Raw genomic sequence first — 12,586 nt, 5'->3', positions numbered from 1 at the left:
AACGTAAAAAGCTGCATTTCGATGCAGCTTTTTTATGCCTAACGTTTGGATAAAAACAGATTGGTCCAGCGATTCAGGAACTGCGGACTAATGCTGGATAACTGATAGAGCAGTCTGGTTTTTATGCCGACAGGCGTATGTGTGGGGAGCAAGGCATGATCTTTGTGTCGTGCCAAATCTAGAACCTGTTTTGCGACATCGGCAGGAGTCAAATCCACACCCATATTCTGGATACTGCCTGCATCCATATTTTTCACCATGTTGGTTTGTACAAATAAAGGCATCACATCCAGAACACGAATTTTATATTTTTGCCATTCGACATCCAGAGCCTCGGTTAAACCGCGCACCGCAAATTTACTGGCGGAGTAAGATGCCAGATCAGCTTGACCATAAATCGCTGAGGCAGAGGAGAGGTTGATGACACGGGCAAAACCGGCCTGTTGCAGGTGCGCTAACGCGGCATGGCAGCCATTGAGCATGCCTTTGATATTGATATCAATAATGCGGTGATGCGATTGAATATCCGTATTTTCAAACGCCCCTGAATAAAGAATGCCGGCATTGTTAATGAGCAAGTTAAGTTCACCAGCCCAGTGAGTAAATTCCTGCAATGCTGTTTGCCATTGTTGGTAATCGCTGACATCCAGATAACCGGCTTTGGCATACATGCCCAGTTCTGCAGCTAAAGCCTGTGCCTGCTGTTGATTGATGTCATAGATCCCCACTTTGAAACCTTGCTGGTAGAAGAGGCGGGCGATTTCAGCACCGATACCTTGGGCAGCCCCACTAATAAAAACACTCTGTTGCATTGCCTTCCCTTGCTTTATATTGATAGTTTTTGCGTGCGTGTATATTACGCATAAGCGTATTCGGGCTGCAACACGTTGCTTCGATCAAGTGTGGAGATCATCATGGAAAAGTTATTGGCAATCATGCAAGAGTTAAGACAAAAGTGTCCATGGGATCAACAGCAAACACCAGAAAGCTTAACCCGTTATGCCATTGAAGAAGCTTATGAAGTCGAGGCAGCAATCCGTTCGGGAGACATCGACGAAATCCGCAATGAACTGGGGGATTTACTGTTGCAAGTGGTTTTCCAGTCGCAAATGTTTGATGAAAAAGGATTATTTGATTTTCAGGATGTGATAAATGCAATCAGTGAAAAATTAATTCGCCGTCATCCTCATGTTTTTGAGGCGGAAAAATATCAAAATTTGAGTGCTGAGCAAGTCAGTGCATTATGGAAACAGATTAAAAAACAGGAAAAACAGGGTAAAGTACAGTCTCGGTTAGATGAGATCAAGCATGCACCTGCACTGGTACAGGCACATGAAATTCAAAAAAAGGCAGCACAGCTGGGTTTTGATTTTGAATGTGTTGAAGACGCTTATGGCAAACTGGATGAGGAACTCGAAGAGTTACAGCAGGCGATCAAAAGCCACAATAGCGATGATATTCAGGAAGAGTTTGGAGATTGCTTATTCTCACTGATCAATGTGGGAAGAAAGCTTGGCGTGTCGAGTGAGAGCGCCTTATTGGCGACGATCCATAAATTTAGAAGCCGTTTTGCTTTTATTGAGCAGCAGGCACAACGACAACATAAAGACTTGCAAGACATGAGTTTGGCTGAAATGGATGAGCTCTGGGAGCAAGCAAAACGACAATTAAAAGCTCAGGAGAGCCACCATGATATTGCAGCAAGTATGCCGCAAACATAAGTTTTTTCTATTCATTATTTTGTGCTTGGGGTGTGTATCACCTCTTAAGGCACAGCAGTTTGACCAGGCCTATCAGCAATGGAAAACTCAGCAACAGCTACGTGACCAGCAGTTAGCGAATCAGGCAAATAATAATTATTATTTATCCCGGCCCACTCAGCAGGCGCCACAGCGGCTTTCATCTTCTGTAAATATTCCGGGCGATAAGATTAGCTTGAATCAGGCCAGTTTGCAGCAACTCCAGATGTTAAATGGGGTAGGTGAGAAAAAAGCGCAAGCAATTATGGAATATCGGCAAAAAAATGGCGGTTTTAAAAGCGTCGATGAGTTGATGAATATCAAGGGAATCGGGCCAAAATTGTTAGAGAAAAACAAAGCAAGGCTGATGTTATAAACCTGATATTGTCATAAAGTGATGAATGAGGCAGACAGATCTGTTGAAACTTGCAACAGAATAAATTGCCCTTTGTGTGTGTTAGAGCTATGATTAGCGACAAATTGTTATTTACGTCCTGACGTAGGAGACAGTGTCTTTTGCAAACTTTGCGTGCGTCAAAATGTGGTTTGTCCACAACTCAACTTCCTTCCTCAATTCTAGATGTGATTGATAGTCTGACTAAAGCAGGCTACGAGGCATATATTGTGGGCGGTGGTGTTCGAGATATGATGTTAGGTCTTAATCCAAAGGATTTTGACGCGGTTACTAATGCTACACCAGCTCAGGTGAAAGAAGTATTTGGTCGACGTTGCCGGATTATCGGACGACGTTTTGAGCTGGCACATGTTTATTCCGGTCGTGAACTGATTGAAGTGGCGACCTTCCGTGCCCCACCGAAAAAAGCGGTCACCAGTGCTTCCGGGATGATTCTTCGTGATAATAACTGGGGAACGATTGAGCAGGATTTTGCTCGCCGAGATTTTTCGATCAATACCCTGTATTACCAGCCACGAAAAGGGATCGTACTTGATTTCTGCTATGCGGTAGAGGATATCAAGACCCGCACCTTACGTTTTCTGGGTGAGCCGGCACAGCGTTTTGAAGAAGATCCTGTACGGATGTTACGTGCATTGCGTTTTGCTGCAAAACTGAACTTCCAGATTGATCAATCCATTCTCGATGTGTTTAATGTTGAAATGACGCAATTATTGCGTGATGTCTCACCCCATCGTTTATATGATGAATCACAAAAACTGTTCACCATGGGGCATTTGACCCGTGTCTTGCCGATGTTGATCGAGTTTGGTGTGTGGAAGCAGCTGTTTGCCGAAATTCAGCCTAATATCACGGCATTTATTGACCGTGCGGCACGAAATACCGATCAGCGTATTCAAGTGGGCAAAACCATCAACCCGGCATTTTTCTATGCAGTCCTGTTATGGAAACCATTTTTAGAACGTTGTGATTTCTATCTGAACAAAGGGGTGGTGCCCGCGGAAGCACGTGCACAAGCTGGACTTGATGTATTAAAACGTCAGGCGACCCGGACCATTATTCCGCGTTTTGCGGAAACCTTTATCCGTGAAGTCTGGGAAATGCAGACCCGTTTACTCAATCCAAAGCCGCAACAGATTGAGGCTTTAGCAGGTCATGCCCGTTTTCGTGCCGGTTTTGACTTCTTGCTGTTACGTGAGAAGTCTGGCGATAGTAGTACCGAAGGGATGGGCGTCTGGTGGGAAAGCTATCAGGAAATGACCACGGATCAAAAAGAAGCGGCAATCCGTCAATACAATCGTCAACGCAGCAAGACACGTCGTAAGGCGGTCGAAGCAGATGAGCCGAAGACGACTGAAATTGAGCCTTTGGTCAATGTCCCTGAGCCAAGAAGCCGTCGTGGTAAAAAAGAACGGGTTAGAGCGGATGAGTCTGCGAGCCGTTTTATTGAAAAAGCGACGACGGGTTCGGTTAATGCGGATCACCCGATCCTTAAGCGTAAACGCGTACAACGTGATTTAAGCCAAGTGGTTTTTGGGCCAACGCAATGACGATTCGTAGCTATATCGGTCTTGGCAGTAATTTAGGCGATTCGCAGCAGATTCTGAGTGAAGCTGTTGCGAAGCTGACAACACTAGGCGCTGTACAGGTCTCCCGACTTTATCAAAGTCCACCGATGGGGCCGCAAGACCAGCCGAATTACCTCAATGCAGTTGTGCAACTGGATACCGACCTTGCACCGCTTGCGCTGTTAGATCAATTACAACAATTTGAGCAAGAAGCAGGGCGTGTCCGTTTACGACGCTGGGGAGAGCGCACGCTTGATCTGGATTTGTTGATCTATGGTCAGGAGCAGATCTGCAATGAACGCTTAACCGTGCCACATGTGGGTATTTTAGAGCGTAATTTCGTCGTTATTCCCTTATTAGACCTAGATGCCCATTTACAATTAAATGGTCATTCTTTAAAAGATTTAGAACTGGTACAGCAAGCAAACTTGACTGTAATAGCAGACCAGTCTTGGGCAATCGCTTAAGACTGTTTCGTTCTGGAAACGCCTGTAGAGGACATCATCATGATTAGTCTAAGTGACTTAAGAAAATTTAAAGCCGAAGGACGCAAGTTCTCATGTCTTACTTGTTACGATGCAAGTATGGCTAAAGGGATGGAGTTGGCTGAAATTGATACGATTTTAATCGGTGACTCTCTTGGAATGGCGATTCAAGGCAGAGACTCTACACTTCCTGTGACGGTTGAAGATATGGCTTACCATACGGCTGCTGTACGTCGTGGTAATGCGCATGCCCTGATTATGACTGACTTGCCATTTATGAGCTATGCCACGCTTGAAGATGGTTTGAAAAATGCAAAAACTGTCATGCAAGCTGGCGCACAAATGGTCAAGATCGAAGGCGGTGCCTGGCTCAGCGAACTGGTTACCGTGTTGACCCGTAATGGTATTCCTGTGTGTGTACATTTAGGTTTAACGCCACAATCTGTAAATGTGTTAGGCGGCTACAAATTGCAAGCAAAAACACGTGAAGCCGCGGATCAGCTGATTGCCGACTGTCAGGCGGTGATTGATGCCGGTGCAGCAGTATTGGTACTTGAATGTGTGCCTGCACAACTGGGTAAAGAAATTGCAGAATTGTTCCCGAATACACCCGTAATCGGAATTGGTGCAGGGCATGAAACAGATGGGCAGGTATTGGTGGTTCAGGACATGCTTGGTCTGACCTTTGGTCGTGTTGCGCGTTTCGTTCGTAACTTCATGAAAGAGCAATCTGGCGAAACTGCCATTGTCGATGCGTTTAAAGCCTATCATGCTGCTGTGCAGGACCAGTCGTTCCCAGCCAAAGAACATACTTTTCAGGTTGAGCTTTAATCCATGAAAACTGAAACAACGATACAAGGCTTAACTGCGTCACTTTCTCCTGCGCGTAGTTCAAAGAAACTGATTGGTTTTGTACCGACCATGGGCAATCTGCATGAAGGTCATTTGACCTTGGTTCGTGAAGCAAAAAAACTGTGTGATGTGGTGGTGGTCAGTATTTTCGTCAATCCAATCCAGTTTGGTGCCGGTGAGGATTTTGATAGTTATCCACGTACATTAGAGCAAGACAGCCGCTTATTGGCGGATGTGGGCTGCGATATTATTTTTGCACCCACTGTTGAGCAAATGTACGGTACACAGCCGCGTTTGACCAATATCAGTGTGGGTCAGATTACCGATGACCTGTGTGGAAAATCACGTCCAGGACATTTTGATGGCGTTGCAGTTGTGGTGACCAAGCTATTCAATATTGTACAGCCTGATTTTGCATTCTTTGGCCAAAAGGACTATCAGCAACTGGCTGTCATTCGTCAGCTGGTACAAGACCTGAACATGCCGCTTGAAGTGATTGGTGTGCCGATTGTACGCGCCGAAGATGGTTTGGCTTTAAGTTCTCGTAATGGTTATTTAACCGAAGAGCAACGGGCAATTGCACCGACCATTTATCAATCGCTCAAACAGGCTGAACAGCAGTTGCATGAAGGGCAGGCACTCAACCAAGTGTTAGCAAATATCTCGACGCAATTGACACAGGCTGGCTTTGTTGTGGATTATGTGGAAGCTCGTCAGACCAACTTGCAACCGATTGCGCAATTTGATCAGGACCTTGTTGTTTTTGTTGCTGCAAAACTGGGTGCAACCCGTTTGATTGATAATCTACAAGTTGACTTTAAAACATAAAAAATGAAGGGCAAAATGCCATGAAGCGTATTCTTATCGTGACAGGACAATCAGGCTCAGGCAAATCATCTGCATTACAAGTGCTTGAAGACTTGGGCTATTATTGTATAGATAACTTACCTTTGGCATTATTGCCTGAAATTGTGGCGAAACTGGATCACGAGAATAATCTTGAACAGTTGGCACTGGGCGTAGACATCCGCAGTACCCGTGCCGATATGCAAGAGTTCGATCATGTGTTTGAGCAATTACAACGCCATGGTTCGGTGGATATTATTTATCTGACCACACAGGATCAGGATTTGATTGCACGTTTTAGTGCATCACGTCGACCGCATCCGTTGGCTAGCCGCTTCAATAGCCTGTTGCAATGTATTCAGGAAGAGAAGCAACTGCTGATTCCGATCCAGTTTCGTTCTACCGTCCATATTGATACCACGGATAAAAGTGTCCATGATTTAAAACATATCCTATTGTCTAAACTAGGGCAGTCGGATAACTTAATTGTAATTTTACAGTCTTTTGGCTATAAGCACGGTATTCCACTCGATGCGGATTATGTATTTGACGTACGCCATTTACCAAATCCACATTGGGACTTAGAATTACGCCGTTTTTCAGGTTTAGATGAACCTGTGCGCCGCTTTTTAGAAGGCAGTCAACAAACCAATGAAATGTTTGAAGATATTTATGGCTTTCTTGATAAGTGGTTACCCGCTTTTGCTGAAGGACATCGCCATTACATGACCATTTCCGTGGGATGTACGGGCGGGCAGCATCGTTCGGTTTATATCGTGGATAGACTCAAACAGGCCCTTGAGGCAAAATGGGCTGTCCAAATCTTACATAGAGAAATGAAGCACTGGTCATGATAGACACAACAATTGATGTAATTAATAAACTCGGCTTACACGCTCGCGCATCTGGTAAACTGATTGAAGTGACGACAAAATTTCGTTCTTCTATTCAGATTGGTAAGGGCGATAAGTTAGTTGATGCAAAAAATATTATGTCATTGTTGATGTTGGGTGCAGGTAAAGGCACCACATTAAGACTGGTGATTGAGGGTGCTGATGAAGACAAGGCACTGGAAGAAATTCAAACGCTGTTCGCAGCAAAATTTTACGAGGCAGAGTAATAGTGGCACGTGGTCCCCAACGTTATACAGATGAAGATTTTGAGTCATTAGAAGGGCGTGCGAGTCGAACTGAGCAAAAAAAGGCAGTTCAGCGCATGGCCGCTTTGGGTGAGCAGTTGGCTCAACTGAATCCAAAGCAGATTCAAAAACTTCCTGTCGATGAGCGTTTAATTGATGCCTTGCTTGAAGTGCAGAAAATTAGCTCATTTGAAGCGCGTCGTCGTCAGTTCCAACGCGTTGGTAAGTTATTGCGTAATGAAGATGAGAGCACAATTTTATCTTATCTTACACCGCAACAGGGCGCTAAAAAACAAATGCAATTGATGCGTTGGGTTGATCGTATGATTGATCAGGGCGACCCAATTATTAATGAGTTTAGTAAAGTATTTAACGCTTCTGAACGCCATACCTTGCGTCAGCATGTATTACGTATTCATCGTGATATCAAGCAGCAAGTCAGTGAAGAAGAGCTTGAAGCCTCGAAACGTAAGTTCGTCAATTATGTTCAACAGGTCGCGCTGTTATCTGAGCAGTAAGGTTTAAAATAAAAAAGAAGTTTCCCCGGAAACTTCTTTTTTTTATCTGCTGTATTAATTTCCGAATTCGCCAGTGGCTCGTTGTTTGGCCCATTCCCTTAAAATAAATTTCTGCAATTTTCCGGTCGAGGTTTTTGGAATCTCGGCGATCACCAGATCTTTTGGAACTTTAAAGCGGGCCAGTTGTTGCTGACAATGCGCAATAATCTCTTCAGGGGTTGCGGTTGCTCCCTGTTTGAGTTCAATAAAGGCACAAGGCACTTCCTGCCAGCGTTGATCCGGTTTTGCCACGACTGCAGCAGTCAATACAGCAGGGTGGCGGTAGAGTACATCTTCCACTTCGAGCGATGAAATATTCTCTCCGCCTGAAATAATAATATCTTTTGAGCGATCTGTGATCTTGGCATAACCATCGGGATGGCTCACCGCCAGATCTCCGGTATGGAACCAGCCGTCTTTAAAGGCTTCCTGCGTGGCTTCGGGATTTTTTAAATAGCCTTTCATGACAATATTGCCACGGAACATGATTTCACCCATGGTTTGTCCATCATTGGGAACCGGTTGCATGGTTTCTGGATCAAGTACCCGCATACTGTCCTGTAAGGGATACGGCACGCCTTGACGTGAATGCAGTTGTGCCTGTTCCTGAATGGATAAATCATTCCAGCCTGCCTGTGAGGCACATAAGGCCGAAGGACCATAGGTTTCAGTCAGACCATAAACGTGATTTACATTGATGCCGAGATGATGCATCCCTTCAATAATCGCCACGGGTGGAGCAGCGCCAGCCACCATGACTTCGACATGATGATCAAATGAAGTTCGCTGTTCTGAGGGAGCATTAATCAGCATGGACAGTACAATTGGTGCGCCACAGAAGTAATCAACTTTATATTGCGCAATATATTTAAAAATCAGGACAGGATCAACGCGACGCAGACAGATATTGGTCCCGCCACTGGCCGCGATAGACCAGGCAAAGCACCAGCCATTGCAATGAAACAGCGGCAGGGTCCATAAATAGACTGCACGCGGTTTCATGCCGCAGGCCAGAATGTTGCTGGCTGCATTCAGGTAAGCACCACGGTGATGATAGACCACGCCTTTAGGATTGCCAGTGGTGCCTGAGGTATAGTTGAGACTGATCGCATCCCATTCATCTTGCGGCAGTAACCATTCAAATTCAGGATTTCCTTGAGCAAGCCATGACTCATATTCATATTGTCCGATGGCAATCTGCTCGCCTTCAAACTCGGAATCAAATACATCAACCACCACGATTTCTTGCGGCACCAGTTTAAGTGCTTCTGCCGCGACTTTACGAAATTCAGGATCAACCAGAAGTACCTTGGATTCAGCATGTTCCAGCATAAAGGCAATGGTTTTGGCATCAAGGCGGGTATTTAAGGTATTGAGTACGGCACCCGCCATTGGCACGGCAAAATGTGCTTCGATCATGGCAGGAATATTGGGCAGCAACACGGACACAGTATCGTTTTTTTGAATTCCCAGTTTTGCCAGTTGATGTGCAAACTGGCGGCAGCGTTGATAGGTGTGTTGCCATGTGATTTGACGGTCGCCATGAATAATTGCAGCTTGACGTGGGTAAATATAAGCTGCACGTTCTAAATAACGTAACGGGGACAGGGCTACAAAATTGGCAGCTGTTCGTGGTAATTCGTCGTATGCACTGACCATGTGTATTGCTCCATTTTATGTTGTTTTCATTATTGACTAAACTATTCTGTCATCGAGTCTAAATCATTTAGGCTTTAGTCGGAGGGGAATCGTAAGAGATATCGGGTTTTTCTGGTCCAAAGGTTTCATCCACAGCTAAACCCGTGTAAAATCTTGGATACTTTTTTATCCGCCGTTTTTTATCTTTTGAGGCCTCGCCTCAATACATAATCTCGCGGTGATATGCTCCTTCGTATAGGGCATCACTCCTTAAGGATTTTTTATATGCCAATCATTACTTTACCAAATGGTGATCAGAAACAGTTTGATCAGCCAATTTCCGTGATGGAACTTGCTCAGAGCATTGGTCCGGGTCTTGCAAAAAATACAGTTGCTGGCCGTATCAATGATCGCTTGGTGGATGCTTGTGATTTAATCACAGAAGATGCGACAGTTCAGATTATTACCCCGAAAGATGAAGAGGGTTTAGAAATCATTCGTCACTCTTGTGCGCATTTGGTCGGACATGCGGTTAAGCAGTTGTTCCCGGAAGCGAAAATGGTGATCGGTCCTGTGATCGAAGAGGGTTTCTACTACGACATCTGGATGCCACGTCCATTTACCCTGGATGATATGGCAGCAATCGAAGAGCGCATGAAAAAGCTCATCGATCAGGATTATGACGTTGTTAAAAAGATGACACCGCGTGAAGATGTGATTGCAGAATTCACAGCACGTGGCGAAGAATATAAGTTACGCTTGATTGCAGACATGCCGAATGAAACTCAAATGGGCTTGTACTACCATCAAGATTATTTAGATATGTGCCGTGGTCCACACGTACCGAATACCAAATTCTTAAAATCATTCAAGCTCACTAAAATCTCTGGTGCATACTGGCGTGGTGATGCGAAAAATGAACAATTACAACGTATTTACGGTACAGCATGGGCTGACAAAAAACAGTTAGCGGCTTATATCAAACGTATTGAAGAAGCTGAAAAGCGTGATCACCGTAAAATTGGTAAAGCGCTAGATTTGTTCCATATGCAAGAAGAAGCACCAGGTATGGTGTTCTGGCATCCGAACGGCTGGACCATTTATCAAGTCCTTGAACAATACATGCGTAAAGTTCAGCAAGACAATGGTTATCAGGAAATCAAGACACCGCAAATCGTAGATTTTACGCTTTGGGAAAAGTCTGGTCATGCGGCAAACTACGCTGAAAACATGTTTACGACTCATTCGGAAAGTCGTAACTATGCAGTTAAGCCAATGAACTGCCCATGTCACGTACAGGTCTTTAACCAGGGATTGAAATCTTACCGTGATTTACCAATCCGTTTAGCTGAGTTTGGTTCTTGTCACCGTAACGAGCCATCAGGTTCTTTACACGGTATTATGCGTGTTCGTGGCTTTACCCAAGATGATGCCCATATTTTCTGTACCAAAGAACAGATTGGTAAAGAAGTTGCAGATTTTATTAAGCTGACTTTAGACGTTTATAAAGACTTCGGTTTTGAAGACGTACAAATGAAGCTCTCTACACGTCCAGAAAAACGTGTGGGTGATGATGCACTTTGGGATCTGGCAGAAAAATCTTTGGCAGATGCGCTTGATGATGCTGGCTTGGCATGGGACTTGCAACCTGGTGAAGGTGCGTTCTATGGTCCGAAAATTGAATTTTCATTGAAAGACTGCTTAGGCCGTATTTGGCAGTGCGGTACCATTCAATGTGACTTCAACTTGCCGATCCGTTTAGATGCTTCTTATGTGACAGAAGACAATGAGCGTGACCAACCTGTGATGCTGCATCGTGCAATTCTTGGCAGTTTCGAGCGTTTTATTGGTATACTAATTGAACACTATGCGGGTTTCATGCCACCGTGGCTTACACCAATTCAAGCGTGTGTCATGAACATTACTGATTCACAAGCAGAAGCAAGTGAACAGGTGGTCGCAAAACTCAAAGAAAATGGCCTTCGTGCTATTTCCGACTTGAGAAATGAAAAAATCGGATTTAAGATTCGTGAGCGTACCCTAGAGCGTATTCCTTACCTTCTAGTTCTTGGTGACCGAGAAGTTGAAGAAGGTACAGTTAATGTGCGTACTCGCTCAGGAAAAAATTTAGGTACTATGTCAGTAGATGCATTTATTGACTTAGTGAAATCTGCCGTTGCCGAACGTGGCCGGTACATTGTGGAGTAATAAAGATTAAACAGCCTGACCGTAACCAACAACAAGGTGCTAAAAGTAACCGTCCTGCAATCAACGATGAGATCCGTGCGAAAGAAGTACGCCTCGTCGCTGCAGATGGGGAGCAAAAAGGTGTTGTTTCATTAAATGAAGCATTGCGTGCTGCAGAAGAAGCCAATCTTGACCTTGTTGAGATTGTTGCTAATGCAGAACCGCCTGTTTGTAAAATCATGGACTACAACAAGCACTTATTTGACTTGAAACAAAAGCAAAAAGATGCGAAGAAAAAACAGCATCAAGTGCAAGTGAAAGAAATCAAGTTACGTCCTGCGACGGATGTAGGTGATTATCAGGTAAAATTGCGTGCAATTTTACGTTTCCTTGAAGAAGGAAACAAAGTGAAAATTACCTTGCGTTTCCGTGGTCGTGAGATGGCACATCAACAGCTTGGTTTGGCTCAATTACAAAAAATTGAAGCTGACGTTGCTGAGTTTGGTGTTGTTGAACAAGCGCCGAAGATGGAAGGCCGTCAGATGGGCATGTTACTTGGTCCGAAAAAGAAAAAGTAATTTTTTCTTGATAAAAAAGCACCGCAACAGGCGGTGCTTTTTTATGTCTGAATCGGCAATGGTTTGTTAAAAATCTGCTTAGTCTCATTCCCCGGCGTAAAAACAGGATATGATAAGATTGCTTGATAATTACACGATATAAAAACTGGAAAAATTCATGTCTACAATTAAAGGTACTCAAGAACTCTCGGAAGTTAATCAAAAAGTGGTACAGGGGGGAGAGGTTCTGCCACAAGTGAAGCTGAAAGATGGTAGCCGTGTCCAGACAGGTACCGTGGCAACCATGCTACACAATATCAATCTTTATAATGCAGGTGTGCGTGGGGCGATTGAAGAAGAGCTGGCCTTGGCGGTCCCAACGTTATTTAAAGTCGGTATGTTCGATCTGTTTTCGGTAGAAGAGTGGATTAATGGCACAAATGCGGGGAGAAAATTTGTTGGTGAAAGGGCTCGGGAATTCCAGCAAAAGCAAAACGAATTGTCTGATCGTTAGCTTTAAAACACGGCACGATTGTTTCTTTTCGTGCTTATGTGCTGATCAAGATAAGCCAAGTGTGCTATAACGCAACAACAGTCAAGATAA

The 12,586-nt window shown here is 44.4% G+C and carries 14 protein-coding genes; 12 read left to right on the top strand and 2 right to left on the bottom strand.

Annotated elements, in window-relative coordinates; genetic code table 11:
* Positions 1-38: 38 nt before the first annotated feature.
* Positions 39-812 carry an SDR family oxidoreductase gene (locus JO943_RS17050; RefSeq protein WP_005228738.1) on the bottom strand — a complete coding sequence of 258 codons (774 nt, stop codon included), beginning with the start codon at positions 810-812 and terminating at the stop codon, positions 39-41.
* A 102-nt stretch (positions 813-914) separates the two neighbouring features.
* Here JO943_RS17050 and mazG point away from each other — a divergent pair, with 102 nt between their 5' ends.
* The 9 genes from mazG (at position 915) to yjgA (ending at position 7,561) form a co-directional block, all read left to right on the top strand.
* Positions 915-1,721 (top strand): nucleoside triphosphate pyrophosphohydrolase, encoded by an 807-nt coding sequence (mazG, locus tag JO943_RS17045; protein WP_005228740.1) that lies wholly within the window; start codon positions 915-917, stop codon positions 1,719-1,721.
* A complete protein-coding gene (locus JO943_RS17040) occupies positions 1,690-2,115 on the top strand; it encodes a ComEA family DNA-binding protein (protein WP_005228743.1) in 426 nt (141 codons plus the stop codon). Before mazG ends, JO943_RS17040 begins: the two co-directional genes overlap by 32 nt.
* 140 nt (positions 2,116-2,255) lie before the next feature.
* Entirely contained in the window at positions 2,256-3,704 is a 1,449-nt protein-coding gene (gene pcnB, locus JO943_RS17035; RefSeq protein ID WP_005228745.1) for a polynucleotide adenylyltransferase PcnB, read from the top strand.
* Positions 3,701-4,189: a 2-amino-4-hydroxy-6-hydroxymethyldihydropteridine diphosphokinase gene (folK, locus tag JO943_RS17030; RefSeq protein ID WP_005228748.1), complete on the top strand. Its 489-nt coding sequence runs from the start codon at positions 3,701-3,703 to the stop codon at positions 4,187-4,189. The genes pcnB and folK overlap by 4 nt, the downstream gene beginning before the upstream one ends.
* A gap of 39 nt (positions 4,190-4,228) precedes the next feature.
* Entirely contained in the window at positions 4,229-5,038 is an 810-nt protein-coding gene (gene panB / locus JO943_RS17025; protein WP_005228749.1) for a 3-methyl-2-oxobutanoate hydroxymethyltransferase, read from the top strand.
* 3 nt (positions 5,039-5,041) lie between these two features.
* Positions 5,042-5,887 (top strand): pantoate--beta-alanine ligase, encoded by an 846-nt coding sequence (gene panC / locus JO943_RS17020; RefSeq protein ID WP_005228751.1) that lies wholly within the window; start codon positions 5,042-5,044, stop codon positions 5,885-5,887.
* 20 nt (positions 5,888-5,907) lie between these two features.
* The gene (gene rapZ, locus JO943_RS17015; protein WP_005228753.1) at positions 5,908-6,759 is read left to right on the top strand and encodes an RNase adapter RapZ; all 852 of its coding nucleotides are present in this window, start codon (positions 5,908-5,910) and stop codon (positions 6,757-6,759) included.
* Positions 6,756-7,025, top strand: coding sequence for an HPr family phosphocarrier protein (locus JO943_RS17010; RefSeq protein ID WP_004804467.1), 270 nt, complete (start codon positions 6,756-6,758; stop codon positions 7,023-7,025). Before rapZ ends, JO943_RS17010 begins: the two co-directional genes overlap by 4 nt.
* A gap of 2 nt (positions 7,026-7,027) precedes the next feature.
* Positions 7,028-7,561 carry a ribosome biogenesis factor YjgA gene (gene yjgA, locus JO943_RS17005; protein ID WP_005228754.1) on the top strand — a complete coding sequence of 178 codons (534 nt, stop codon included), beginning with the start codon at positions 7,028-7,030 and terminating at the stop codon, positions 7,559-7,561.
* Positions 7,562-7,615: 54 nt separating this feature from the next.
* Here the strand turns inward: yjgA and JO943_RS17000 are convergent, their stop codons facing one another.
* A complete protein-coding gene (locus tag JO943_RS17000; RefSeq protein ID WP_005228755.1) occupies positions 7,616-9,259 on the bottom strand; it encodes an acyl-CoA synthetase in 1,644 nt (547 codons plus the stop codon).
* 264 nt (positions 9,260-9,523) lie between these two features.
* Here JO943_RS17000 and thrS point away from each other — a divergent pair, with 264 nt between their 5' ends.
* The 3 genes from thrS (at position 9,524) to JO943_RS16985 (ending at position 12,496) form a co-directional block, all read left to right on the top strand.
* Positions 9,524-11,446: a threonine--tRNA ligase gene (gene thrS / locus JO943_RS16995; RefSeq protein WP_005228756.1), complete on the top strand. Its 1,923-nt coding sequence runs from the start codon at positions 9,524-9,526 to the stop codon at positions 11,444-11,446.
* A 5-nt stretch (positions 11,447-11,451) separates the two neighbouring features.
* Positions 11,452-12,003: a translation initiation factor IF-3 gene (gene infC, locus JO943_RS16990; protein ID WP_079281829.1), complete on the top strand. Its 552-nt coding sequence runs from the start codon at positions 11,452-11,454 to the stop codon at positions 12,001-12,003.
* A gap of 157 nt (positions 12,004-12,160) precedes the next feature.
* Positions 12,161-12,496: a hypothetical protein gene (locus JO943_RS16985; protein ID WP_202741380.1), complete on the top strand. Its 336-nt coding sequence runs from the start codon at positions 12,161-12,163 to the stop codon at positions 12,494-12,496.
* The last annotated feature ends 90 nt before the right edge of the window (positions 12,497-12,586 follow it).

This window comes from Acinetobacter sp. 'aerobic (ED)' (genome assembly GCF_904886855.1).
Lineage (GTDB): Bacteria > Pseudomonadota > Gammaproteobacteria > Pseudomonadales > Moraxellaceae > Acinetobacter > Acinetobacter courvalinii.
Note: the sequence above shows the minus strand (reverse complement) of the source record. Positions and strands in the feature narration are given on the sequence as shown.